Source organism: Pseudomonas alcaligenes (assembly GCF_041729615.1).
GTDB lineage: Bacteria > Pseudomonadota > Gammaproteobacteria > Pseudomonadales > Pseudomonadaceae > Aquipseudomonas > Aquipseudomonas alcaligenes_B.
The window spans coordinates 2,939,765-2,965,340 of the sequence record NZ_CP154874.1; the positions used below are offsets into that span (position 1 = coordinate 2,939,765).

The 25,576-nt window shown below is 67.5% G+C and carries 20 protein-coding genes; 18 read left to right on the forward strand and 2 right to left on the reverse strand.

Going from position 1 to position 25,576, the window contains the following annotated elements:
* Positions 1-3: 3 nt before the first annotated feature.
* Complete coding sequence (gene aceE, locus AAG092_RS14190) at positions 4-2,649, reverse strand: pyruvate dehydrogenase (acetyl-transferring), homodimeric type (protein ID WP_110680666.1); 2,646 nt, start codon at positions 2,647-2,649, stop codon at positions 4-6.
* A gap of 244 nt (positions 2,650-2,893) precedes the next feature.
* On the opposite strand from aceE, the gene glnE reads away from it, so the two are divergent.
* From glnE to AAG092_RS14265, 15 genes are all read left to right on the forward strand, one after another.
* Positions 2,894-5,797, forward strand: coding sequence for a bifunctional [glutamate--ammonia ligase]-adenylyl-L-tyrosine phosphorylase/[glutamate--ammonia-ligase] adenylyltransferase (glnE, locus tag AAG092_RS14195; RefSeq protein WP_373387172.1), 2,904 nt, complete (start codon positions 2,894-2,896; stop codon positions 5,795-5,797).
* Between the two features lie 41 nt (positions 5,798-5,838).
* The gene (locus AAG092_RS14200) at positions 5,839-6,762 is read left to right on the forward strand and encodes a branched-chain amino acid transaminase (RefSeq protein WP_373387173.1); all 924 of its coding nucleotides are present in this window, start codon (positions 5,839-5,841) and stop codon (positions 6,760-6,762) included.
* Positions 6,763-6,822: 60 nt separating this feature from the next.
* Entirely contained in the window at positions 6,823-7,857 is a 1,035-nt protein-coding gene (gene waaF / locus AAG092_RS14205) for a lipopolysaccharide heptosyltransferase II (RefSeq protein WP_373387174.1), read from the forward strand.
* 1 nt (position 7,858) lies between these two features.
* Positions 7,859-8,863, forward strand: coding sequence for a lipopolysaccharide heptosyltransferase I (gene waaC / locus AAG092_RS14210; RefSeq protein ID WP_373387175.1), 1,005 nt, complete (start codon positions 7,859-7,861; stop codon positions 8,861-8,863).
* The gene (locus tag AAG092_RS14215; RefSeq protein ID WP_373387176.1) at positions 8,863-9,984 is read left to right on the forward strand and encodes a glycosyltransferase family 4 protein; all 1,122 of its coding nucleotides are present in this window, start codon (positions 8,863-8,865) and stop codon (positions 9,982-9,984) included. The genes waaC and AAG092_RS14215 overlap by 1 nt, the downstream gene beginning before the upstream one ends.
* Positions 9,981-10,787 carry a lipopolysaccharide core heptose(I) kinase RfaP gene (gene rfaP, locus AAG092_RS14220; RefSeq protein WP_373387177.1) on the forward strand — a complete coding sequence of 269 codons (807 nt, stop codon included), beginning with the start codon at positions 9,981-9,983 and terminating at the stop codon, positions 10,785-10,787. The genes AAG092_RS14215 and rfaP overlap by 4 nt, the downstream gene beginning before the upstream one ends.
* Positions 10,787-11,521, forward strand: coding sequence for a lipopolysaccharide kinase InaA family protein (locus AAG092_RS14225; RefSeq protein ID WP_373387178.1), 735 nt, complete (start codon positions 10,787-10,789; stop codon positions 11,519-11,521). The genes rfaP and AAG092_RS14225 overlap by 1 nt, the downstream gene beginning before the upstream one ends.
* Positions 11,518-12,261, forward strand: coding sequence for a lipopolysaccharide kinase InaA family protein (locus AAG092_RS14230; protein ID WP_373387179.1), 744 nt, complete (start codon positions 11,518-11,520; stop codon positions 12,259-12,261). The genes AAG092_RS14225 and AAG092_RS14230 overlap by 4 nt, the downstream gene beginning before the upstream one ends.
* Positions 12,261-13,682 carry a lipopolysaccharide kinase InaA family protein gene (locus AAG092_RS14235; protein ID WP_373387180.1) on the forward strand — a complete coding sequence of 474 codons (1,422 nt, stop codon included), beginning with the start codon at positions 12,261-12,263 and terminating at the stop codon, positions 13,680-13,682. Before AAG092_RS14230 ends, AAG092_RS14235 begins: the two co-directional genes overlap by 1 nt.
* 143 nt (positions 13,683-13,825) lie before the next feature.
* The gene (locus AAG092_RS14240; RefSeq protein WP_373387181.1) at positions 13,826-15,580 is read left to right on the forward strand and encodes a carbamoyltransferase; all 1,755 of its coding nucleotides are present in this window, start codon (positions 13,826-13,828) and stop codon (positions 15,578-15,580) included.
* Positions 15,567-16,697, forward strand: coding sequence for a glycosyltransferase (locus AAG092_RS14245; RefSeq protein ID WP_373387182.1), 1,131 nt, complete (start codon positions 15,567-15,569; stop codon positions 16,695-16,697). The genes AAG092_RS14240 and AAG092_RS14245 overlap by 14 nt, the downstream gene beginning before the upstream one ends.
* A 10-nt stretch (positions 16,698-16,707) precedes the next feature.
* On the forward strand, positions 16,708-18,006 hold the full coding sequence (locus AAG092_RS14250) for a capsule biosynthesis protein (protein WP_373387183.1): 1,299 nt from the start codon (positions 16,708-16,710) through the stop codon (positions 18,004-18,006).
* Positions 18,003-18,737 carry a glycosyltransferase family 25 protein gene (locus AAG092_RS14255; protein ID WP_373387184.1) on the forward strand — a complete coding sequence of 245 codons (735 nt, stop codon included), beginning with the start codon at positions 18,003-18,005 and terminating at the stop codon, positions 18,735-18,737. Before AAG092_RS14250 ends, AAG092_RS14255 begins: the two co-directional genes overlap by 4 nt.
* A gap of 27 nt (positions 18,738-18,764) precedes the next feature.
* A complete protein-coding gene (locus tag AAG092_RS14260) occupies positions 18,765-19,928 on the forward strand; it encodes an O-antigen ligase family protein (RefSeq protein WP_373387185.1) in 1,164 nt (387 codons plus the stop codon).
* Positions 19,929-19,942: 14 nt separating this feature from the next.
* The gene (locus AAG092_RS14265) at positions 19,943-20,776 is read left to right on the forward strand and encodes a lipopolysaccharide core biosynthesis protein (RefSeq protein ID WP_373387186.1); all 834 of its coding nucleotides are present in this window, start codon (positions 19,943-19,945) and stop codon (positions 20,774-20,776) included.
* Here the strand turns inward: AAG092_RS14265 and AAG092_RS14270 are convergent.
* Positions 20,746-21,360 carry a toluene tolerance protein gene (locus AAG092_RS14270; RefSeq protein WP_373387187.1) on the reverse strand — a complete coding sequence of 205 codons (615 nt, stop codon included), beginning with the start codon at positions 21,358-21,360 and terminating at the stop codon, positions 20,746-20,748. The two genes, AAG092_RS14265 and AAG092_RS14270, sit on opposite strands and share 31 nt — an antisense overlap.
* 35 nt (positions 21,361-21,395) lie before the next feature.
* Here AAG092_RS14270 and msbA point away from each other — a divergent pair, with 35 nt between their 5' ends.
* Genes msbA through AAG092_RS14285 form a run of 3 tightly spaced genes read left to right on the forward strand, consistent with a single transcriptional unit; the run spans position 21,396 to position 25,527 of the window.
* Positions 21,396-23,228 carry a lipid A export permease/ATP-binding protein MsbA gene (msbA, locus tag AAG092_RS14275; RefSeq protein ID WP_373387188.1) on the forward strand — a complete coding sequence of 611 codons (1,833 nt, stop codon included), beginning with the start codon at positions 21,396-21,398 and terminating at the stop codon, positions 23,226-23,228.
* On the forward strand, positions 23,228-24,124 hold the full coding sequence (locus tag AAG092_RS14280) for a GNAT family N-acetyltransferase (protein WP_373387189.1): 897 nt from the start codon (positions 23,228-23,230) through the stop codon (positions 24,122-24,124). Before msbA ends, AAG092_RS14280 begins: the two co-directional genes overlap by 1 nt.
* Positions 24,125-24,126: 2 nt before the next feature.
* Complete coding sequence (locus AAG092_RS14285; protein ID WP_373387190.1) at positions 24,127-25,527, forward strand: PIG-L deacetylase family protein; 1,401 nt, start codon at positions 24,127-24,129, stop codon at positions 25,525-25,527.
* The last annotated feature ends 49 nt before the right edge of the window (positions 25,528-25,576 follow it).

Sequence of the window (25,576 nt, forward strand, 5' to 3'; positions counted from 1 at the left end):
TCCTTAGCAGTCCAGGGGATTGGCTTTTTCAGGGTCGATGCCGAACTTGGCGATGGCATCGGCCAGCACCTTGGCTTCGATCTCGCCACGGTCGACCAGCGCTTCCAGCGCGGCCAGGACCACCCAGTAACGGTCCACCTCGAAGAAGTGACGCAGCTTCTTGCGGCTGTCGCTGCGGCCGAAGCCGTCGGTGCCGAGCACCTTGTACTCCTTGCTGGGCACCCACTGGCGCACCTGCTCGGCGAACAGCTTCATGTAGTCGGTCGAGGCGACCACCGGGCCCTTGCGCCCGGTGAGGCATTCCTGGATGAACGCCTGCTTGGGCTTCTGCCCCGGGTGCAGGCGGTTCCAGCGCTCCACGGCCAGGCCGTCGCGGCGCAGTTCGTTGAAGCTGGTGACGCTCCACACGTCCGAGCCGATGTTGAACTCGTCGCGCAGGATCTTCGCCGCCTCGCGCACTTCGCGCAGGATGGTGCCGGAGCCCAGCAGCTGCACGTGGTGGGCGGCCTCCTTCTTGTCCTCTTCGAGCAGGTACATGCCCTTGATGATGCCTTCCTCGGTACCGGCCGGCAGGGCCGGCTGCTGGTAGGACTCGTTCATCACTGTGATGTAGTAGAAGACGTTCTGCTGCTGCTCGATCATCTCCTTGATGCCGTGGCGGATGATCACCGCCAGCTCGTAGCCGTAGGTCGGGTCGTAGGTGCGGCAGTTGGGGATGGTCGCGGCCATGATGTGGCTGTGGCCGTCCTCGTGCTGCAGGCCTTCGCCGTTCAGCGTGGTGCGGCCGGCGGTACCACCGATCAGGAAGCCACGGGCGCGGCTGTCGCCGGCGGCCCAGGCCAGGTCGCCGATACGCTGGAAGCCGAACATCGAGTAGAAGATGTAGAACGGCAGCATCGGCTGGTTGTGCGTGGAGTAGGAAGTACCGGCGGCGATCCAGCTGGACATGGCGCCGGCCTCGTTGATGCCTTCCTCGAGGATCTGGCCCTTCTTGTCCTCGCGGTAGAACATCACCTGATCCTTGTCGACCGGCTCGTACAGCTGGCCGACCGAGGAGTAGATGCCGAGCTGGCGGAACATGCCTTCCATACCGAAGGTACGCGCTTCGTCCGGCACGATGGGCACGATGCGCGCGCCCAGGTCCTTGTCCTTGACCAGCTGCGAGAGGATGCGCACGAAGGCCATGGTGGTGGAGATGTCGCGGTCGCCGGTGCCGTCGAGGATGGCCTTGAGGGTGTCCAGCGGCGGGGTCGGGATGCTGAAGCTCTGCGTGCGGCGCTGCGGCACGAAGCCGCCGAGGGCCGCGCGGCGCTCGTGCAGGTACTTGTATTCCGGGCTGCCCGGCTCGGCCTTGACGAAGGGCAGGCTCTCCAGCTCGTCGTCCTTGACCGGGATGTCGAAGCGGTCGCGGAATTTCTTCAGGCTGTCGATATCGACTTTCTTGGTGTTGTGCGCGGTGTTCTTCGCCTCGCCGGCACCGGTACCGTAGCCCTTGATGGTCTTGGCCAGGACCACGGTCGGCTGGCCCTTGTGGTTCACCGCCTGGTGGTAGGCCGCGTACATCTTGTACGGGTCGTGGCCGCCGCGGTTGAGGTTCCAGATTTCCTGGTCGGAGAGGTCCTTGACCATCTCCTTCAGCTCGGGGCTGTTGAAGAAGTGCTCGCGCACGTAGGCCCCGTCCTTGGCCTTGTAGTTCTGGTACTCGCCGTCGATCACCTCGTCCATACGGCGTTGCAGGATGCCGTCCTTGTCCTTGGCCAGCAGCGGGTCCCAGAAGCGGCCCCAGACCACCTTGTTGACGTTCCATTCGGCGCCGCGGAACACGCCTTCCAGTTCCTGGATGATCTTGCCGTTGCCGCGCACCGGGCCGTCCAGGCGTTGCAGGTTGCAGTTGATGACGAAGATCAGGTTGTCCAGCTTCTCGCGGCCGGCCAGGGAGATGGCGCCGAGGGATTCCGGCTCGTCGCACTCGCCGTCGCCCATGAAGCACCAGACCTTCTGCTTGCCGGCGGGGATGAAGCCGCGGCTTTCCAGGTACTTCATGAAGCGCGCCTGGTAGATCGCCTGGATCGGGCCGAGGCCCATGGACACGGTGGGGAACTGCCAGAAGTCCGGCATCAGCCAGGGGTGCGGGTAGGAGGACAGGCCCTTGCCGTCGACTTCGCGACGGAAGTTGTTCATCTGCTCTTCGCTGATGCGCCCTTCGAGGAAGGCGCGGGCGTAGATGCCGGGGCTGGCGTGGCCCTGGAAGAAGATCAGGTCGCCGCCGTGTTCTTCGGTCGGGGCCTGGAAGAAGTAGTTGAAGCCGATGTCGTAGAGCGTCGCGCTGGAGGCGAAGCTGGAGATGTGACCGCCCAGGTCGGGGTCCTGCAGGTTGGTGCGCATCACCATGGCCAGCGCGTTCCAGCGCACCAGCGAGCGGATCCGCCGCTCCATGAACAGGTCGCCGGGCATGCGTGCCTCATGGCCGACCGGGATGGTGTTGCGGTAGGGCGTGGTGATCGCATAGGGCAGCTGGGTGCCACTGCGGGTGGCCAGTTCACCCATGCGGGTCAGCAGGTAGTGGGCGCGTTTCTCGCCCTCCTTGTCGAGGACGGACTCGAGGGCGTCCAGCCATTCCTGGGTTTCGACGGGATCGAGGTCTTGCATGGCTTGCTCCAGGGCGGAAAGGCTTCCAGAATCGGAGGCCTGGGCTCGTGCACGCTTTTTGGGCGGGCTACGTGAAGTCGTGGTCGACCAGGGTGCTCATGGTCGCTTTTGTAGTTTTACTACATTTCGATGGCGCCTGTAGAGTCCGGGACACATTCTTTAGTAGTAAAACTACAGTTTTCTCTGGAAGGGCAGTGGCGCCTGGGTGGATTCGGGGCGGGCTACCCGTCCCCAAGGATAGACCATGAGCCTGCCGCCACTGGCCGCCCTGCCGGCCCCCCTGCAAGCCCTCGCCGAGCGCGCCGCCACGCTGCTGCCCGCCGACTGGCCGGCGCCGCGCGCGGAGGCGTTGCGGCGGCTCTGCGCGCTCAGCGACTTCGTCTTCGAGCAGGCCGTGCGTGATCCCGGGTTGCTGCCGGCGCTGGGGGCGAGTGGCGAGCTGGAGCGACGCTTCGCCGCCGGCGAGCTGCGCGCGCAGTTGCAGGACCTGCTGCAGGACTGCGCCGACGAGGACGAGCTGGGCCGGCGCCTGCGTCGCTTCCGCAACCGCCAGCAGCTGCGCATCATCTGGCGCGACCTGACCCGCCTGGCCGACCTGGGCGAGACCTGTGGCGACCTTTCCGACCTGGCCGATGCCTGCATCGACGGCGCCTACCAGTGGCTCTACCCGCGCCACTGCGAACAGTTCGGCACGCCGATCGGCCGCCGCAGCGGCCAGCCGCAGCACCTGGTGATCCTCGGCATGGGCAAGCTCGGCGCCCATGAGCTGAACCTGTCGTCGGACATCGACCTGATCTTCGGTTACCCCGAGGGTGGCGAGACCGAGGGGGTCAAGCGCGCGCTGGATAACCAGGAGTTCTTCACCCGCCTGGGACAGCGGCTGATCAAGGCGCTGGACGCCATCACCGTCGACGGCTTCGTGTTCCGCGTCGACATGCGCCTGCGCCCCTATGGCTCGGCCGGCGCCCTGGTGCTCAGCTTCAACGCCCTGGAGCAGTACTACCAGGACCAGGGCCGCGACTGGGAGCGCTACGCCATGATCAAGGCGCGCGTGGTCGGTGGCGACCAGGCCGCCGGCCGGCAGCTGCTGGAGATGCTGCGGCCCTTCGTCTACCGGCGCTACCTGGACTTCTCCGCCATCGAGGCGCTGCGCGCCATGAAGCAGCTGATCCAGCAGGAAGTGCGGCGCAAGGGCATGAGCGACAACGTCAAGCTCGGCTCCGGCGGCATCCGCGAGGTGGAGTTCATCGCCCAGGCCTTCCAGCTGATCCATGGCGGGCGCGATCTCAGCCTGCAGCAGCGGCCGCTGCTCAAGGTGCTGGAAACCCTGGAGGGCCAGGGTTACCTGCCGCCGGCGGTGGTCGCCGAGATGCAGCAGGGCTATCGCTTCCTGCGCTACACCGAGCATGCCCTGCAGGCCATCGCCGACCGCCAGACGCAGATGCTGCCGGACAGCGACACCGACCGCGCCCGGGTGGCCTGCATCATGGGCTTCGCCGACTGGGCGAGCTTCCACGAGCGCCTGATGCACTGGCGCGGACGCATCGAGTGGCACTTCCGCCAGGTCATTGCCGACCCGGACGAGGAGGAAGGTAGTGAGGCCGAGAGTTGCATCGGCGGCGAGTGGCTGCCGCTGTGGGAGGAGGCGCTGGAGCCGGAGATGGCCGAGCGCCAGCTGGCCGAGGCCGGTTTTGCCGAGCCGGCGGCCGCCCTCAAACGGCTGATCGACCTGCGTGGCGGCAGCCAGGTGCGCACCATGCAGCGCCTCGGGCGCGAGCGCCTGGACGCCTTCGTCCCGCGCCTGCTGGCGCAGGCGGTGGAGCACGCCGATCCGGACCTGGTGCTCGAACGCGTGCTGCCGCTGGTGGAGGCGGTGGCGCGGCGCTCGGCCTACCTGGTGCTGCTCACCGAGAATCCCGGCGCCCTGCAGCGGCTGATGACGCTGTGCGCGGCCAGCCCGTGGATCGCCGAGCAGATCACCCGCTTCCCGCTGCTGCTCGACGAGCTGCTCAACGAGGGCCGCCTGTTCAAGCCGCCGCTGGCGCCGGAGCTGGCGGCCGAGCTGCGCGAACGCCTGACGCGCATTCCCGAGGACGATCTGGAGCAGCAGATGGAGGCCCTGCGCCACTTCAAGCTGGCCCACGGCCTGCGCGTGGCCGCCTCGGAGATCGCCGGCACATTGCCGCTGATGAAGGTCTCGGACTATCTGACCTGGCTGGCCGAGGCCATACTCGACCAGGTGCTGGCCCTGGCCTGGCGCCAGACCGTGGCCAAGTACGGCAACCCGCGCCGCGCCGACGGCAGCCTGTGCGACCCGGACTTCATTATCGTCGGCTACGGTAAGGTTGGTGGCCTGGAGCTGGGCCACGGTTCCGATCTCGATCTGGTGTTTATCCACGACGGCGACTCGCAGGCCGAGACCGACGGCGCCAAACCGATCGACGGCGCGCAGTTCTTCGCCCGCCTGGGCCAGCGCATCATCCACCTGCTGACCACCCAGACCACCTCCGGCCAGCTCTACGAGGTGGATATGCGCCTGCGGCCCTCGGGGGCGGCGGGCCTGTTGGTCAGCTCGCTCGGCGCCTTCCAGCGCTACCAGGAGAGCGAGGCCTGGACCTGGGAGCACCAGGCCCTGGTGCGCGCCCGTGTGCTGGCTGGCTGCGGCCGGGTGGCCGCAGGCTTCGAGCGGGTGCGTGGATTGATCCTCGAACGCGAGCGCGACCTGGCCAAGCTGCAGGCGGAAGTCAGCGAGATGCGCGCCAAGATGCGCGACAACCTGGGCACCCCGGCGACCGCCGCCGGCACCGCGGAAAACGCCTTCGACGCCGCGGCCTCCTTCGATCTGAAGCAGGACGCCGGTGGTATCGTCGATATCGAATTTATGGTGCAATACGCGGCCCTGGCGTGGTCAGGGCGGCATCCCGAGCTGCATCGCTACACCGACAACATCCGCATTCTCGACGGCCTGCGCGATGCCGGGCTGCTGCCCGCCGCGGACGTCGAGCTGCTGCAGGAGGCCTACAAGGCCTATCGCTCCGCCGCCCACCGGCAGGCGTTGCAGAAGCAGCCGGGCAAGGTCGGCGGCGACCAGTTCGCCGCCGAACGCCGCAGCGTCATGCGCCTGTGGCGCGCGCTGGGCCTGAGCTGAACCCCGGATTTGAACGAAACGAACACTGAGGAGTGGCAACGATGTCGATGTCCGACCGTGATGGCGTGATCTGGTACGACGGCGAGCTGGTGCCGTGGCGCGACGCCACTACCCACGTACTGACCCACACCCTGCACTACGGCATGGGCGTGTTCGAGGGCGTGCGCGCCTACAACACCCCGGACGGCACCGCCATCTTCCGCCTGCAGGCGCACACCGACCGCCTGTTCGATTCGGCGCACATCTTCAACATGCAGATCCCCTTCTCCAAGGAAGAGATTAACGAGGCGCAGCGCGCCGCGGTGCGCGAGAACGGCCTGGAAAGCGCCTACCTGCGTCCGATGGTGTTCTTCGGCAGCGAAGGCATGGGACTGCGTGCCTCGGGCCTGAAGGTGCATGTGATAGTCGCGGCCTGGAACTGGGGCGCCTACATGGGCGAGGAAGCGCTGCAGACCGGCATCAAGGTGCGCACCAGCTCCTACACCCGCCACCACGTCAACATCTCCATGACCCGCGCCAAGGCCAACGGCAACTACATCAACTCGATGCTGGCCCTGCAGGAAGCCATTTCCGGCGGCGCCGACGAGGCCATGCTGCTGGACCCGGAAGGCTACGTGGCCGAGGGCTCCGGCGAGAACATCTTCCTGGTCAAGGACGGCGTGGTGTACACCCCGGAAGTGACCTCCTGCCTGAACGGCATCACGCGCAGCACCATCCTCACCCTGGCTGCCGAGCACGGCATCAAGGTGGTGGAGAAGCGCATCACCCGCGACGAGGTGTACATCGCCGACGAGGCCTTCTTCACCGGCACCGCCGCCGAAGTCACGCCGATCCGCGAAGTGGATGGCCGCCAGATCGGCGCCGGCCGCCGCGGCCCGGTCACCGAGAAGCTGCAGAAGGCCTACTTCGACCTGGTCACCGGCAAGACCAGCGCCCACGCCGAGTGGCGCACGCTGGTCAAGTGAGCGGACGCTGAAGCCTGATAGGGGAGGCCACGTGCCTCCCCGCGCATTTCTGGAACGAGCATGAAGATTCTGATCGTGGGGCCCAGTTGGGTCGGTGACATGGTGATGGCGCAGACCCTGTTCGTCTGCCTCAAGCAGCGCCACCCCGGCTGCGAGATCGACGTGCTGGCGCCCGAATGGAGCCGGCCGATCCTCGAACGCATGCCCGAAGTGCGCGCGGCGCTGAGCTTCCCGCTCGGCCATGGCGTGCTCGACCTCGCCACCCGCCGGCGCATCGGCCAGTCGCTGGCCGGCCAGTACGATCAGGCTATCCTGCTGCCCAACTCGCTGAAATCCGCGCTGGTGCCGTTCTTTGCCAAGGTGCCCAAGCGCACCGGCTGGAAGGGCGAGATGCGCTATGGCCTGCTCAACGACATCCGCAAGCTCGACAAGGAGCGCCTGCCGCTGATGATCGAGCGCTTTATGGCGCTGGCCTATGGGCCGAATGCCGAGATTCCCAAGCCCTACCCGCAGCCGCGCTTGCAGATCGACGAGGCCAGCCGCGCCGCCGCCCTGGCCAAGTTCGGCCTGAGCCTGGACCGCCCGGTGCTGGCCCTGTGCCCCGGTGCCGAGTTCGGCGAGGCCAAGCGCTGGCCGGCGGAGCACTACGCCAAGGTCGCCGAAATCAAGATCCGCGCCGGCTGGCAGGTATGGATGTTCGGCTCGAAGAACGACCACCCCGGCTGCGAGGCGATCCGCGAGCGCCTGATTCCGGGGCTGCGTGAGGAAAGCGTCAACCTGGCCGGCGAGACCAGCCTGGCCGAGGCCATTGACCTGCTCTCCGCCGCCGGCGCCGTGGTGTCCAACGACTCCGGCCTGATGCATGTGGCCGCCGCGCTGAATCGTCCGCTGGTGGCGGTCTACGGCTCCACTTCGCCGCAGTTCACCCCGCCGCTGGCGGACCGGGTGGAGATCGTGCGCCTGGGCCTGGACTGCAGCCCCTGCTTCGAGCGTACCTGCCGCTTCGGCCACTACAACTGCCTGCGCGAGCTCAAGCCGCGCCCGGTGATCGAGGCGCTGCAGCGCCTGGTCGCCGACCCGGTCGAGGTGCAATAGCTTGCGGGTTCTGCTGATCAAGACTTCTTCGCTGGGCGACGTGATCCACACCCTGCCGGCGCTCACCGACGCGGCGCGAGCCATCCCCGGCATCCAGTTCGACTGGGTGGTGGAGGAGGGCTTCGCCGAGATTCCCGCCTGGCACCCGGCCGTGGCCCAGGTGATCCCGGTGGCCATCCGCCGCTGGCGCAAACACCTGCTGCAGACCTGGAAAAGCGGCGAGTGGAAACGCTTCAAGCAGCGCCTGGGCGAGGTCGACTACGACCTGGTGATCGATGCCCAGGGCCTGTTCAAGAGTGCCGTGCTGACCCGTTACAGCAAGGCGCCGGTGGCCGGCCTGGACCGCGACTCGGCGCGCGAGCCGCTGGCCTGCCGCTTCTATGATCGCCTCTATGCAGTGCCCAAGGAGCAGCACGCCCTGGAGCGCACCCGCCAGTTGTTCGCCCAGGCCCTGGGCTACGAGCTGCCGCAGCAGATCGGCGACTACGGTCTGGATCGCGCGGCCATGGCCGATGCGTCCGCCCAGCCCTACCTGCTGTTCCTGCATGGCACCACCTGGGCCAGCAAGCACTGGCCGGAGGCCGACTGGCGCGCCCTGGCCGAACGCATGGCGGCGCAGGGCTGGGCCATCCGCCTGCCCTGGGGCAACGAGAGCGAGCGTGAGCGCGCCCAGCGCATCGTCGCCGGCATCGACAACGCTGCCGTGCTGCCCAAGCTGAATCTGGCTGGCGTGGCCAAGGTGATCGCCGGCGCCACCGCTTGCGTCGCCGTGGACACCGGCCTCGGCCACATGGCGGCGGCGCTCGACGTGCCGACCATCTCCCTCTACGGCCCGACCCTGCCGGGCAAGGTCGGTGCCTATGGGCGCGGCCAGGTGCACCTGTGCGCGACCGGGCCGGGTGCCGGCCAGGGTGACCGCCACAAGCCCTGCTTCGACGGCCTAGATGCCCAGCGCGTCGGCGATGCGCTGAACGCCATGCTGCTGGCGCAGCAGGAGGCGGTGTGATGCAGCTGGCCTTCGTGCTCTACAAATACTTCCCGTTCGGCGGCCTGCAGCGCGATTTCATGCGCATCGCCCTGGAGTGCCAGGCGCGCGGTCATGCCATCCGCGTCTACACGCCGATCTGGGAGGGCGAAGTGCCCGCCGGTTTCGATGTGCGGGTGGCGCCGATCAAGGCGTTCTTCAACCATCATCGCAACGAGAAGTTCAGCGCCTGGCTGGCCGCCGACCTGGCGCGCGACCCGGTGGATCGGGTGGTGGGCTTCAACAAGATGCCGGGCCTCGACGTCTACTACGCCGCCGACGGCTGCTACGAGGACAAGGCGCAGACCCTGCGCGCGCCGATCTACAAGCGCTGGGGCCGCTACAAGCATTTCGCCGACTACGAGCGGGCGGTGTTCGCCCCCGAGTCGAAGACCGAAATCCTGATGATTTCCGAAGTACAGCAGCCGCTGTTCATCAAGCATTACGCCACGCCTGAGGCGCGCTTCCACCTGCTGCCGCCGGGCATCGCCGCCGATCGCCGCGCGCCGGCCAATGCCGGCGAGATCCGCGCCGAGTTCCGCCGCGAGTTCCAGCTGACCGACGACGACCTGCTGCTGGTGCAGATCGGCTCCGGCTTCAAGACCAAGGGCCTGGACCGCAGCCTCAAGGCCCTGGCCGCGCTGCCGCGCGAGCTGAAGAAACGCACCCGCCTGATCGCCATCGGCCAGGACGACCCCAAGCCCTTCCTGGTGCAGGTCAAGGCGCTGGGGCTGTCCGATCAGGTGCAGATTCTCAAGGGGCGCAGCGATATTCCGCGCTTCCTGCTTGGCGCCGATCTGCTGGTTCATCCGGCCTACAACGAGAACACCGGTACCGTGCTGCTGGAGGCGCTGGTCTCCGGCTTGCCGGTGCTGGTCAGCGCAGTCTGCGGCTATGCCCACTACATCGCCGAAGCCGAGGCCGGGCGCGTGGTGCCGACGCCGTTCGAGCAGGAGGTGTTCAACCGCATGCTCGCCGAGATGCTTGGCGACGACGCGGCGCGCGCCAAGTGGGGCGCCAATGGTCTGGCCTTCGCCGACTCGGCCGACCTCTATTCCATGCCGCAGCGCGCGGCTGACGTGATCCTGGCGGAGCGCGCATGAAACTGATGCTTGCCGAGCCGTTCAAGGGCCTGTGGGCCGGACAGGATGCCTTCGTCGCCGTGGAGGCCCTGCAGGGCCAGGTCTACCGCGAGCTGGAGGGGCGCCGCACGCTGCGCACCGAGGTCGACGGGCGTGGCTACTTCGTCAAGATCCACCGCGGCATCGGCTGGGGCGAGATCGTCAAGAACCTGCTCAGTGCCAAGCTGCCGGTGCTCGGTGCCGGCCAGGAATGGCGGGCGATCCAGCGCCTGACCGAGGCCGGCGTGCCGACCATGACCGCCGTGGCCTATGGCGAGCGCGGCAGCAATCCGGCGGCGCAGCACTCCTTTATCGTCACCGAGGAACTGGCGCCGACCACCGACCTGGAGCAGCTGACCCTGAACTGGGCCCAGCAGCCGCCTGAGCCGCGCCTCAAGCGCGCGCTGATCGCCGAAGTGGCGACGATGGTCGGCGCCATGCACCGGGCCGGGGTCAATCACCGCGACTGCTATATCTGCCACTTCCTGCTGCACACCGACAAACCGGTAACGGCGGACGATTTCCGCCTCTCGGTGATCGACCTACACCGCGCCCAGGTACGCAGCGCCGTCCCCCTGCGCTGGCGCAACAAGGACCTGGCCGCGCTGTATTTCTCCGCCCTGGACATCGGCCTGACGCGCCGCGACAAGCTGCGCTTCCTGCGCACCTACTTCCAACGCCCGCTGCGCGACATCCTGCGCGACGAGGCGCGGCTGCTGGCCTGGCTGGAACGCAAGGCGGACAAGCTGTACGCGCGCAAGCAGCGCTACGGGGATGCGCTCTGATGGCCGGCTGGTACCTGGACCCGGCCTACGCCGGGTTGCGTGCGGAGTTTGGTGACCTGGGCAGCGTGTTCGCCCTGGAAGGCAAACGCCTGACCCGCGACCCGCTGTCCGAAGTGATCCTCATCGAGCGCGACGGCGTGCGCTACTACGTCAAGCGCTACTGGGGCGCCGGCAAGGGCCTGCGCCGCTACATCGGCCGGCCACGGGTCAAGGCCGAGTGGCAGAACCTGAAGAATTTCGCCAAGTGGGGCATTCCCACTGCGCCCATCGTCGGCTACGGCCTGGAGCGCAAGGGCGGCGCCTTCGTGCGTGGCGCCCTGATCACCCGCGAGCTGGAGCACACCCGCGACCTGGCGCTGATGGCCAAGCAAGGTGACGAGCGCCTGCGCGACGCCGGCTGGGTGGATGGCATCAGCCGCCAGCTGGCTCGGGCGACCCGCGCCCTGCACGACCATCATTTCGCCCACAACGACCTGAAGTGGCGCAACCTGCTGGTCAATGAGCAGGCCCAGCTGTTCCTCATCGACTGCCCGACCGGCAGCTTCTGGTGGGGGCCGTTCCTGCGCTACCGGGTGATCAAGGACCTCGCCTGCCTGGACAAGGTCGCCAGCAAGGTGCTGACGCGCAGCCAGCGTCTGCGCTTCTTCCTGCAGTACCGTGGGCGCGAGCGCCTCTCCAGCGGCGACAAGCGCCGCGTGCGGCAGATAGTGAAATTCTTCGAGGGCAGGGAATGAGCGATTTCATCGCCGCCGAGGATCGCGCCATCCTCGAACGCCACGGACTGGCCGATTACGACGCGCTGTGGGCGCTGCAACTGGAAGCGGTGGACGAACCCAACACCGAGCGCGGTGGCTGGAGCAGCGTCTATCGCCTCGACCTGGGCGAGGCGGCCTATTACCTCAAGCGCCAGAGCAACCACCTGACCCACAGTCTGCTGCGCCCGCTGGGCGAGCCGACTTTCGCCCGCGAATTCCGCAATATTCGCCGCTATGTCGCGCTGGGCATTCCGGCGCTGCAGGCGGCCTTCTTCGCCGAGCGGCGACTGCCCGGTGAGCGCCGCGCCATCCTGCTGACCCGCGCGCTGGACGGCTGGCAGGACCTGGATCACTGGCTGCAGGGCTGGGCGCAGCTGGACGGCGCCCGCCGCGCGGCCATCCCGCACGCCTGTGGCACGCTGGCGCGGCGGCTGCATGCGGCGGGCCAAGTGCACGGCTGCTTCTACCCCAAGCACATCTTCCTGAAAGAGCAGGGCGAGGGCTTCGCGGCGCAGCTGATCGACCTGGAGAAGACCCGTCCGCTGCTGCTCGGCGAGCGCGACCGGATCAGGGACCTGGAGCCGCTGCTGCGCCGCGCCAGCGTCTGGAGCGAGGCCGAGGTGCGCCAGTTGCTGGCCGCCTACCTGGGCGAGGCGGGCGATATCGAGCGCTGGAGCCAGCGCCTGGGCGCGCGCCGCCGGCACAAGGAGTCGCGCTGATGCTGCTGGCTGATCTGCAGCTTGCCGGGCGCGCGCCGGAACTACCTCTGCAGCTGGCACTGAACGGCGAGCCGCTGGTGCTGGAGCGCCTGCTGCGGGTGCTGCCGGGGCAGCGCTATGTTGGCCTGGCCCGCTGGCGCGGCCGCGCGGTGCTGGCCAAGCTGCTGGTTGGCGGCAAGGCCGAGCGGCATTTCCAGCGCGAGCTGAGCGGTGCGCGCCTGCTGGCCGAGCAGGGGCTGTGCACGCCCGAGCTGCTGGCCGAGGGCTTCGTGGTCGGGCAGGGCGGCTGGCTGCTGTTCGACTATCTGGATGGCGCCGAGAGCCTGTGGGATGCCTGGCGTGCGGTCGAGCGCGAGGTGCTGCTGTCCGACGCGCAGCAGGCGGTGCTGGGCGAGGCGCTGAATGCCATCGGCCAGCTGCATGCCAGGGGGCTGTGGCAGGCCGACCTGCACCTGGACAACCTGCTGCGGCATGCCGGCCGCCTGTTCCTGATCGATGGCGGCGGTGTGCAGGTCGAGACGGCCGGCCAGCCGCTGTCGCGCCAGCGCGTGCTGGAGAACCTCGGGGTGTTCTTCGCCCAGTTGCCGGCCGAACTCGAGCCGTTCACCGAGGAACTGCTGGTGCACTACCTGCTGGCCAATGGCGAACATGCCCTGCCGCTGGAGGCGCTGCTCAAGGAAGTGGCGAAGGTGCGGCGCTGGCGCCTGCGCGACTACCTGAAGAAGGTCGGCCGGGATTGCAGCCTGTTCGCGGCCAGCATCGGTGCCTTTGGCCTGCGCGTGGTGCGTCGCGAGCAGGACGCCGAGTTGGCGCCGCTGCTAGGCCAGATCGACGCGCGCATCGAGGCCGGGCATATCTACAAGACCGGCGGCGCGGCCACCGTTGCCCGTGTCGAGCTGAATGGCCGGCCGCTGGTGGTCAAGCGCTACAACATCAAAAGCTGGCTGCACTGGCTCAAGCGTTTCTGGCGCCCCAGCCGGGCCTGGCACAGCTGGGTCGAGGGTAATCGCCTGGAGCTGCTGGGTATCGCCACGCCCCGCCCGCTAGCGGTGCTCGAGCGGCGCTGGTGCTGGCTGCGCGGCCGTGCCTACCTGGTGACCGACTACTGTGGTGGCGAGGACCTGATCGCACGCTTCACGCCGCATGTCGATGGCTGCCCGCCGGAAGCCGAGCTGGTGGCGCTGGACCGGCTGTTCGCCGCGCTGATCCGCGAGCGCATCAGCCACGGTGACTTCAAGGGGCACAACCTGTTCTGGGACCAGGGCCGCTGGAGCCTGATCGACCTCGACGCCATGCACCAGCACGCCGGGCCGAGCGGCTTCGCCCGTGCCTACGCCCGCGACCGCGCGCGCTTCCTGCGCAACTGGCCGGCGGACTCCGCCCTGCACCGCCTGCTGGACGCGCGCCTGCCGCGTCTTTGACGCGACCGCGCGGTCGGCACCCGGCGATACCCGTGGCGGGTGTCTGTCGCTATAATCCCCGGCTTTGTTCGGGTGAACGACAGTTTCGCCCATCCACCTGTCCCGGCGGCATCGTCCGCCCGTAGCTGCAAAGAGGCTTTCCCGTGGCATTGACCATTCTCGGCCTGTCCGGCGCGCTCAGCCATGACCCGTCCGCCGCCCTGTACATCGACGGCAAGCTGATCGCGGCGGTCGAGGAAGAGCGCTTCGTGCGCGACAAGCATGCGAAGAACCGCATGCCCTACGAGTCCGCCAAGTTCTGCCTGGAACAGGCCGGGATCAAGCCCTCCGACGTCGATGTGGTGGCCATTCCCTTCGCCCCCATCAGCCTGTTCGGCAAGGCCCGCTGGCACTACGCCAAGCGTTACTGGTACGCACCGGACCGCTCGCTCGACGCGATCCTGATGGGCAACCGCCGCTACAAGCGCTACCACAAGAAGATCCAGTGGTGCCTGGAGCAGCTCGGCTTCGACCTGAAGAAGGTCAAGATCGAGCCGGTCGAGCACCACCTGGCCCACGCCGCCAGCGCCTACCACTGCTCGGGCTTCAAGGAAAAGACCGCGATCCTCGGCATCGACGGCAAGGGCGAGTACGCCACCACCTTCTTCGGTTGGGGCGAGAACGGCAAGATCCACAAGATCAAGGAGTTCTACGATCCGGATTCGCTCGGCGGCCTGTACGGCGCGATCACCGAGTTCCTCGGCTTCGAGATGCTCGACGGCGAGTTCAAGGTCATGGGCATGGCGCCCTACGGTGATGCGGCCAAGTACGATTTCTCGCGCCTGGCCAAGTTCGAGAACGGCGAGCTGATCATCAACACCGACTACGCCAACGTCATCGGTTTCCGTCGCTACAAGGAAAACGGCAAGGGCTACTACTTCTCGCCCAAGCTGATCGAGTGGCTGGGGCCCAAGCGCCAGGGCGACATCGCCGACGACCCCTACATCCACTACGCCGCCAGCATGCAGGCGCTGTTCGAGAAGCTGGCGCTGGAGATGATGGAGTACTACCTCGGCGACATCCTCAAGGAAACCGGCAAGATCGCCTTCGCCGGCGGCTGCGCGCTGAACGTCAAGCTGAACCAGAAGATCATCGCCCGCGACGACGTGAAGGAGCTGTTTGTGCAGCCCGCTTCCGGCGATGCCGGTACCTCGGTCGGCGCTGCGGCTTACGTCTCGCACCAGCGCGGCGTGCCGGTGGAGAAGATGGAGCACGTCTACCTCGGCCCGTCCTACTCCAACGAAGACGTGATCGCCGCCTGTGCCCGCCACCCGAGCAAGCCGGTGTTCAAGCGCATCGACAATACCCCCGAGCGCATCGCCAGGATCATGGTCGACGGCAACCCGGTGGCCTGGTTCCAGGGCCGCATGGAGTTCGGTCCGCGCGCCCTCGGCGGCCGTTCGATCATCGGCTGCCCGAGCGTACCGGGCGTGGCCGACCGCATCAACGAGCAGATCAAGTTCCGCGAGCGCTGGAGACCCTTCTGCCCGTCGATGCTCGACACCGTGGCACCGAAGATGCTCAAGGTCGACCACCCGAGCCCGTTCATGACCTTCACCTTCGAGGTCAACGAGGAGTGGAAGGAGCGCGTCGGCGAAGTGGTGCACGAGGACGGCACCTCGCGCGCCCAGGTGCTGGAGCGCCGCTTCAATCCGCGCTGGTATGACCTGATGCTGGAGCTGGAGAAACTCACCGGCAACGGCGTCTCGCTGAACACCTCGCTCAACCGCCGCGGCGAGCCGATGATCTGCTCGCCGACCGACGCGCTGAATATGTTCTACGGCTCCGACCTGCAGTACCTGATCATGGAAGACATCCTCGTGGTCAAGGACGGCAAGGACTGGTATGACAACATCTGAGGTCATGGGGGCCGGGCAGCAGTGGATACTGCAGTTCTGCCATGGCTATGACGGCCCCTTCCTCGATTGCGCGCGGCAGTACGCCGCGCTGTTTGCCGGTACGCGTTACAAGGTCTGCACCGTCTACCTGACCGGTGCGCCGAGCGCCGAGGTCGAGGCCGGTTCGGCCTCCGACGAGGTGATCTTCCTCGACTATTCCAGTCGCCAGGTGCGGGGCCTGAAGCTCAAGGCCATCGCCGACTTTCGGCGCATCGCCGCGTCGCGCGACTTCGCCGTCTGCATCGCCCACCGCTTCAAGCCTATCTACGTCGCTTTGCTCGGCAGCCAGCTGCCGGTGATCGGCGTGCACCATGCCTTTGGTGACTACAAGCGCCGTACCCGCCAGCTGTTCGCCAATCTTTTCCGCAAGCGCCTGGCGCTGCTCGGGGTATCCGACGCGGTGCGCGACGATATGCGCGGCTGCCTGCCGGGCTGGCCGGGCGAGCGCATCGAGACGCTGTACAACCGTATCGACATCGCTGCCGTGCAGGCCGAGCAGGTCTCCCGCGAGGCGGCCCGCGCGCATCTGGGCCTGCCGCAGGGCGCCTGGGTGGTGGGCAATGTCGGTCGCCTGCACCCGGACAAGGACCAGGCCACCCTGATCCGCGGCTTCGCCCAGGCCCTACCGCAGCTGCCCGCCGGCAGCCTGCTGGCGATCATGGGCAGCGGCAAGCTGGAGGCTTCGCTCAAGCACCTCGCCGCCGAGCTGGGCGTGACTGAAAGCGTGCGTTTTCTCGGCCAGGTGGCCGGCGGTCGACGCTACTTCAAGGCCTTCGACCTGTTCGCCCTGAGCTCCGACCACGAGCCTTTCGGCATGGTGTTGCTGGAGGCCATGGCCGCCGGCGTGCCGGTGATCGGCACCGACTGCGGCGGTGGTCGCGAGGTGGTGCAGGGCGCCGGCGAGCTGTTTCCGCTCGGCGATGCCGCCGCCCTGGCCGGCGCGCTGCACCGCCAGGCACAGAACCGCGATCTGCCGGCGCTGCGCGAACGCCTGCAGGCGCACCTGCAGCAGCGTTTCTCCGACGCGGTGGTGCGCGAGCGTTTCTGGTCGCTGCCACTGCGCGCGATGCTGAGCTGAGGTCGACTCGATGCAGGATGCCGTCGCCAACCCCTGGGCCGCCAAGGCCCGCGCCCTGGACCGCTACCGCTGGCTGCTGCTGCGCGAGCGCCACGGCCTGCTCGGCAGCGCCCTGCGCTTTGCCCGCGAGGCGCTGGGCGACTGGTGGTTCGGCGTGCGCGCCAAGTCCCGCCTGGCCGAGTCGGTCACTGCCGAGCCCTGCGATTTCCTGCTGCTGCAGTCGGCGCCGAAAGTCATCGCCTTCCAGCGCAAGAAACTGCTGATCGAGGGCCTGCGCGACTGCGGCGACAACCTGGTGGAGACCGCGCTGCAGGCGCCCAAGGCCATCCTGCGTGAGCGCCTGCTCCAGCGTCCGCCCCATTCAGTACCGACCCGCTACTTCGGCATTGCCGCCTACGCCGAGTGGCTGGTCGAGCACCATCAGCCACGGGTCCTGCTCAACGACCGCAATGGCAGCCTGTATGCGCCGTTCCTGCGCCTGGCGCTTAATGCCCGCGGCAGCCGGCTGGTGCACCTGGCCCACGCCACCACGGTGGAAGGCTCGCGCCGCCTGGGCATGAACGACTACGACTACTACTTCCTGTTCGGCCAGAGCTCGCTGGAAGCCCTGCAGGCGCGTGAGCTGCGCTTCGGCTGTTCGACCGCGGTGCTGGTCGGCTCGCACATGATCGACGACAGCTACCTGATGCCGGCGCCGGACCTGGCAACGCGCACCTTGCTGATCCTCGGGGTCGGGCCGGACAAGGAGAAAGAGCCTGCCTATCAGCAGACCTACCGCCTGCTGGCCGACTGGGCGTGCCGGCATCCCGAGTACCGGGTTCTGGTCAAGCGTCATCCGCGCAGCCAGGCCCCGTTCTGGCAGGAAGCCGCGAGCCGTGCCGGCAATATCGAGCTGCTGGCCGCCGATTGCAGCCTGGCGGCGGCGTTGGCGCGTGCCTCGGTGGTGGTGAACATCCTGTCCAACGCGGTGATCGAGGCGGCCCTGGCCGGGCGGCCGGTGCTCTGCGTCGACCTCGGCGGGCAGCCGGACATCTTCCAGCAGCAGCGTTTCTTCGGCGCGGTCATCCGTAGCGAGGACGAGCTCGAGCGACGCCTGCAGGACGTCGAGGCCGATTTCGCGCAGGCGCTCGGGCAGTCACGGGCCTTCGCCGAGTTCCATCTGGCGCAGGGGGCGGCCGGGCTGGCCAGCACCCTGGAGGCGCTGCAGGCGCTGCGTCACCAACAGCCATTGCCGGGCAGCATCCGGCAATGCACCCTTGATGCCCACCCAGCGGATCTTAGGAGTGGACCTTGGCCCGAGCAGCAGTGACCTGGCCTTTCTTCGAGCATGTGCGGGTCATCAACCTGGATTCGCGTGCCGACCGTTGGGCCGCCATGCAGGCGCAGTTCGAGCGTCTCGGCGTTACTGGCGATATCCAGCGTTTCGCCGCCGTGCGGCCGCCGGCGGACATAGTCGAGCAGCCGCAGCTGGCCGGGTTGCGCGAGTTCCTGCTGCGGGTCGACGGCGACAGCGAACGCCTGGCGGCCAAGCTGCGTTCGACCTGGGGTTGCACCCAGAGCCACCTGGGCATCATCCGCCTGGCGCAGGCCAGTGGCTGGCCGCATGTGCTGATCCTCGAGGATGACTGCGAGTTCGAGCCCTACACCTTGCCGGTGCTGCGGCGCGTGGCCCGGCAACTGCAGGGGCAGGACTGGGACATGCTCTACCTGGGCGGCACCTACAAGAAGGGCGGGCGCCTGCAGCGCTTCTCGGCGAATCTCAAGGATGCCGGGCGTATCCGTCTCGGTCATGCCTATCTGGTGCATGAGCGGTTGTACCAGCGCATCCTCGACGAGGCCGAGGAGTCCGGCCTGCCGATCGACTGGTACTACTCCGAGCGTTTGCATCCGCAAGTGCGCAGCTTCCTGCTCGATCCTGTCCTGGCGTACCAGCGCCTGCTGGACATGAGCGATATCGAGGCGGTAGTGCGCAAGCCCGAGTTCAAGACCCGCAAGGCGCTGCGGCGCCTGTGGAATCGTATCCGCTACGCGGCATTCTGAAGGGCGTATGGAGTGATGCAGTCAGGCGTGCGCAAGAACTGGGGGCTGGACAGGTGGCTGGCACTCGGCCTGCTATGGTGGTTGGCCGGCATGTTGCTACTGCCGACCAGCAAGCTGTACCAGCAGGGCGTGATCCTGCTGCTGTGGCTGCCGGGTCTGTTGGCCCTGTTAGTCACCCCGCGGGTCGCGCGTGCCTGGTGGCAGCCGATGAGCGCCGTATTGCTGCTGCTCGCATCCTGGTCGGCGCTTTCCGTGACCTGGGCGGGCGTGCCCGTGGCGCCCAAGGAACTGAAAATATTCCTCTATGTGTTGCTGGCCGCCAATGCGCTGATGGCTCTGGCATGCCTCGCTCCTGGGCTGTTCTGGCGTACTCTGGCCTATGCCGCGCTGTTGGTGGGGCTTCTGGCCTGGGTTAGCCTGCTGATGTTCTATGGGGTGCAGGGGCGTCACTTTTCCGAGCGTGCTGTCGGTACTGCCCTGGTCAACCACCCTATTCTCGGTGCCCAGCTGTTCTGTGCCATGGGCATTCTGCTGCTGTACCTGCGGCGCCATCTGCCGCAGATGCTGCAGGGGGGGCTCTGGTGGGGCGGGGTGCTAGGGTATGTCGCCTTCCTGCTCCTGAGTCAGTCGAAAGGGCCCTGGCTCGCCGCACTGCTGGTACTGCTGGTGTCGCCACTCTGGTCTGGCCAGCGTTGGCAATGGCTGTTGAGCCTGGCCTGCGTCGTGGTTGTCGCGCTGCTGCTCTGGAGCTTTCCCGAGCTGGTGCTGCAGCGAGGCTTCTCCTACCGGCCTGAGCTGATGGCGCAGGCGTTGCTCAAGATCGAGGCCAGTCCCTGGCTGGGGCTGGGCTTCGGTACACCCTACAGTCTGCCGGTCGAAGCGCTCCAGCAGTCCTATGAGCATGCGCACAATCTCTATCTGCATATCGCGGTAACACTGGGCCTGGTGGGGCTGGCGGGTTGGTTGGCCCTGCTGGCGCTGGCCCTGGTGACGGCCTGGCAGGCGCGCGATTCGGCGCAGGGGCGCATGCTCTGCGCCTTGCTGTGCTTTGCCATGCTGGCCCTGTTCACCGATGGTGTTGGTCCCTGGGTCAAACCCCGGGAGGAGTGGTTCTGTCTGTGGCTGCCACTGTTCCTGTGTATGGCCTGGATAGCCCAGCAGCGGCAAGACACAGGCCGGCAGGAGGGCTAGGCATGGTGGCAAGCATGTCGATCGAGCGTCGTCTGCGCGAACTCTGGGATTCCGGGCGCCCCTTCGAGGCCTGCCGTGGGCGCTACTCGGGCACCCTGATCGCGTTGGCCTCGGGGCCCTCGGCGGCGGACTTTCCCATCGAGCGCTACCGGCATGTACCGATGATGGCGATGAACGGCTCCATCGTGCGTTTCGCCGAGGCGGGCATCCGGCCGCTGTTCTACCTCTGTGACGACCGTGGTTTCGTGCGCCTGCGTCTGCCGCTGGTGCGGCAGGGCATCGAGCTGGCGCAGTATGCGGCGCTGGGGGCGGGGGCGTTGGAGGTACTGCTGGAGGCGGCGCCCGAGACCATCGAGGGGCGCTCGGTGTACCTGATGCAGCGCAGCAACCGCCCGCTGGACGGCGAGGAGCTGTCGGATCGCGGTTATGCCTGGAGCGTGCGCAAGGATCCCGACCAGGAGTGCCGTTTCTCCCTGTGGCGGCAGAAGCCCAACCGCATCGGTTTCAGTCGCAACCTGGCCAAGGGGTACTTCGGTGGGCGCACCATTCCCTATGCGGCCCTGCAGCTCGGTTATCACCTGGGCTTTCGCAACGTAGTGCTGGTCGGCGTGGACATGGGGACAGGTACCCAGCCTGGCCGCTTCTACGAACAGGGCGATGCGGCGCTGCCCAGCCGGCTCGACGAGGACTACGACGACTACATCCTGCCCAGTTTCGAGCTGGTGGCGCAGCGCGTAGTCGGTCCGCACTTCCGCGTATTCGGTCTGTCGCAGACCAGTCGCCTGCCGGCCAGCCTGGTGCCGCGCCTGAGCCTGGATCAGCTGGACGAGCTGCTCGCCTCGTCGTAGCAGCGCATCAGCTCTGCCCAGGGGAAGCCTTCGATCTTGCGCCGCTGCAGGTAGCCCTGCAGATGGGCGAAGTTGCGTCGTACCAGCATGCGCCCCAGTGGACGGCGCTTGAAGCGCAGGTCGAGGAAGTCGATCAGGCCGAAGTCGCCGTCCGGGGTGCGCAGGATGTTGCCCAGGTGCAGCGAGCGGAAGTAGATACCCAGGCGATGCAGCTTGAGGATATAGGCGGCCAGTGCCGGCAGCAGGCCGTCGAACTCGCTGCGCGCGTCGCGGAACAGCTTGTCCAGTGGTAGGCCGGCCAGTGGCTCGTACAGGCAGGCGCTGACCGCCTTGTCCCGGTCGATCCAGGCGCACTCGCGGATGCTCGGCGTTGCGATGCCCAGCCTCTGCAGGCGTTCGGCGCGTTCGGCGAAGCGGCGGGCATCGGGGCGCAGGCGGGCTAGCAGCGGGTTGCGCCGGCTGCGGAAGATCTTCAACAGCTCGCCGTTCGGCAGGCGAATCACCTTGGGGCCATGGCTGTCTTTTTCCAGCACATCGCCCTGGCGCAGCCAGTCTTGTAATTCGTTCGCTGTTACAATCCGCATCTTGTCTCTCTAGCCAGTCGTACGGGGCTTGCCGAATGGCCAATTCTACCCAGCAATCCAGCCTGAAGGTTTATCTGCGGTTGCTGAAATACGTGGTGCCGTACTGGGGGCTGTTTGCCATCAGTATCCTCGGCTTCCTGATCTTCGCCTCGACCCAGCCGATGCTCGGCTACATGCTCAAGTATTTCGTCGACGGTCTGAACAATCCCAACGCCGGACTGTTTTCCGAGGTGCCCTGGCTGCTCGAGCATGCGCCCTGGCTTGCCCAGTTGCCGCTGTTGCAGGCCGTACCGCTGCTGATCGTGCTGATCGCCCTGTGGCAGGGGGTTGGCTCCTTTCTGGGCAACTACTACCTGGCGCGGGTCTCCCTGGGGCTGGTGCAGGACCTGCGTACCGCGCTGTTCAACAATCTGCTGACCCTGCCCAATCGCTACTTCGACAACCACAACTCCGGGCACCTGATCTCGCGCATCACCTACAACGTGACCATGGTCACGGGGGCTGCTACCGATGCGATCAAGGTGGTGGTGCGCGAGGGTATGACGGTGGTCTTCCTGTTCGCCAGCCTGCTGTGGATGAACTGGAAGCTGACCCTGGTGATGTTGGCCATCCTGCCGATCATCGGGCTGATGGTCAGTAGCGCCAGCAAGAAGTTCCGCAAGCAGAGCAAGAAGATCCAGGTGGCCATGGGTGACGTCACCCATGTCGCCTCGGAAACCATCCAGGGCTACCGCGTGGTACGCAGCTTCGGCGGCGAGGACTACGAGCGCGAGCGCTTCTTCAGAGCTGCCGAGGACAACAAGAACAAGCAGCTGCGCATGGTCAAGACCAATGCGGTGTACACCCCCAGCCTGCAGCTGGTGATCTTCAGCGCCATGGCCGTGCTGATGTTCCTGGTGCTACTGCTACGCGGCGATGCCTCGACCGGCGACCTGGTGGCCTATATCACCCTGGCCGGCCTGCTGCCCAAGCCGATTCGCCAGCTGTCCGAGGTCAGTTCCACCATCCAGAAGGGCGTGGCCGGCGCCGAGAGCATCTTCGAGCAGCTCGACGAAACCCCCGAGGTTGACCATGGCACCCAGGAGCGCGAGCGCGTCCTCGGGCGCCTGGAAGTGCGTAACCTGAGCTTCCAGTATCCGGGCGCGGAGAAGGCCGTGCTCAGGGACATTTCCTTCGTTGCCGAGCCGGGTCAGATGATCGCTCTGGTCGGCCGCTCCGGCAGCGGCAAATCGACCCTGGCCAGCCTGATCCCGCGCTTCTACCACCACGAGCAGGGGCAGATCCTGCTCGACGGTCTGGACGTCGAGGACTACCGGCTGCGCAACCTGCGCCAGCACATCGCCCTGGTCACCCAGCACGTCACCCTGTTCAACGACACGGTGACCAACAACATCGCCTACGGCGACCTCGCCGGTGCGCCGCTGGACGACGTCAAGCGTGCCGCCGAGGCGGCCTTCGCCGCCGAGTTCATCGAGAAGATGGCGCAAGGCTACGACACCCTGGTCGGCGAGAACGGCGTGCTGCTCTCCGGTGGCCAGCGCCAGCGCCTGGCCATCGCCCGCGCGCTGCTGAAGAACGCGCCGCTGCTGATCCTCGACGAGGCCACCTCGGCGCTGGATACCGAGTCCGAGCGGCACATCCAGGCGGCCCTGGACGAGGTGATGAAGGGGCGTACCACCCTGGTCATCGCCCACCGCCTGAGCACCATCGAGAAGGCCGACCTGATTCTGGTGATGGACCAGGGTGAGATCGTCGAGCGCGGCACCCACGCCGAGCTGCTGGCGCAGAACGGCTACTACGCCCGCCTGCATGCCAGGCAGTTCGAGGAAGGCGACGAGCTGCCGCAAGCGCTGGAGCAGGACGCCTGATGCTCAGTCACCTGCGCTTCTGGCGCGAACGCGGCTGGACGCCCATCGAGGCGGCCGACTACGCCGATGCCTGGGCCAATTTCGGCGGCAGCGTCGCCACCCACCCGCAGGTGGTGGCGCGCCTGGCGGACCTGGCCGGCATCCCGGTGCGCTACCTGGGCTGGATCGCCGACGGCCAGCTGCAGGGCGCCATGCCCACCTGGGGCCGGCATATCGCCCTGGCCAAGGACGTGCTGAAGAAGCAGGGCAAGCGCGGCCTGTTCGACCTGGGCAATGCCGAGATCATCCTGCCACTGGCCCATGGCGTGCGCGTGCCGGTGCAGCACCGCATGCGCTACGTCTCGGCGCTCAATGCTGAGCAGATCAGCACCCTGCGCGAGCAGCCGGAAGGCCTGGCCCTGGCCCGCGAGCCCGAGGACTACAGCAAGAAGTTCCGCTATAACCAGCGCCGCGAGCAGCGCCTGCTGGAAGAGGCGGGCGGGGTGATCCGGCCGATGCTGGAGCTGACGGCCGAGGAGCAGGCGCGTATCTATGCCGAGCTGTTCCAGCGCCGCTGGGGCTTCGCGGCCACCGGCGCCGCCCACCTGGCCGAGGTGTTCGAGCGTCTGCGCGAGTTCATGACCGGCTCGCTGATCTACCTGAACGACGAGCCGGTGGCCATCCAGGTGCTGTACCGGGTCGAGGCGCCGCGCTGGGTCAGCCTGGAGTACATCAACGGCGGGGTCGACCCGCAGCAGCGCGAGTTCAGCCCCGGCAGCGTGCTCAGCTTCATCAATACGCAGAACGCCTGGGCCGAGGCACGCGCGCTCGGCAAGCCGCTACGCTATTCCTTCGGCCGCGCCGATCGCGAGTACAAGGATCGCTGGTGCCATCGGGTGCCCGTCTACCAGGTGTGAAGATGCAGGGTCGCAAGCAACAGCTGCTCAAACGTCATCGCCGCCACAAGCGCCTGGCCCTGCTGGCGGGCCTGCTGCTGTTGGCGCTGCTCGGCATCTTCGGCGCCTGGTGGTGGGTGCCGCTGCTCCTGCTGCTGGGCTGGATCGCCCACGAGGCCTGGTTCGCCGACCACCTGTTCTACTCGCCGCGCGACGACTATCGCTACGACTTCCCCGAGGGCACGCCCTGCCTGCCGGCGCGCCTGCAGGACGGGCACCTGCGGGTGGAGGGCGAGATCGGCGAGGCCGACACCCTGATCCTCGCCTGGCGCATCGAGGCCAGCTGGCTGGGGCGCCTGCTCGACCCGCAGCTGTGGATCGGCGCCGATCGGCAGGACTTCGAGCGTGGCGTGGCCGGCCTGCGCTACCTCAACCTGTCCGGCCAGGGCGAGGCGCTGCGCCGTGGCGAACTGCTGCTGCGTGGGCGCTTCTGTCGCCTGGTCGGGGAGGGGCGCCTCTATGCGATGCGCAATCCGGACTACGCCGCGCGCCGCCTGATGGTGATGGCGCCGCATGCCGACGACGCCGAGCTGGCGGCCTTCGGCCTCTACAGCCGCTGCCAGGAGGCCAGCATCGTCACCCTGACCCAGGGCGAGATCGAGGCCGAGCACTACCAGCGCCTGGGCCTGAGCCTGGCCGAGGCGGCCCGCCTCAAGGGCCGCCTGCGCGCCTGGGACAGCCTGGCCATCCCGCTCTGGGGCGGCGTGCCGCAGAACCGTTGCGTGCAGCTTGGCTACTACTGCCTGCAGCTGCCGGCGATGGCCGAGGCGCCGCAGCAGCCCTTCGCCTCGCGCGAATCCGGCGATTGCGACGTGCGCGGTGTGCGCCGGCACAACCCGCTGGCGCTGCCGGGCGATGCCGACGGCGTACCGAGCTGGAGCAACCTGGTCGCCGACCTGGCTGCTCTGCTCGAGCACTTCCGTCCCGAGGTGCTGGTCACCCCGCACCCCGAGCTGGACCCGCACAGCGACCATGTCGCCGCTACCCGCGCGCTGCTGGAGGCGATCCAGCTCAGCGCCTGGCAGCCGCAGACCCTGCTGCTCTACGCCAACCACCTGCACGACAACGACCGCTGGCCGATGGGCCCGGTTGGCCATGGCATCGCCCTGCCGCCAGCGCTCACCACGCTGCCGGCCGATCTGCTGTGGAGTCCCTGCTTGCCGGCCGAGGTGCAGCTGGACAAGGCCATGGCCCTGGCCATGCAGCATGACCTGCAGCTGCCGCTGCCGACCAAGAAGCGCCTGCGCCGCCTGATCCAGCGCCTGCTCGCCGGTCGCCGCTGGCCGGCCACCGGCGAGGACGAGTTCATGCGCAAGGCGGTGCGCCGCCACGAGCTGTTCTGGGTGCGGCCGCTGGGCGAGTGAGCCCCAGCCGCGCAGCCTCGCCATGCTATGATCCGCCCCGATTTTTCCG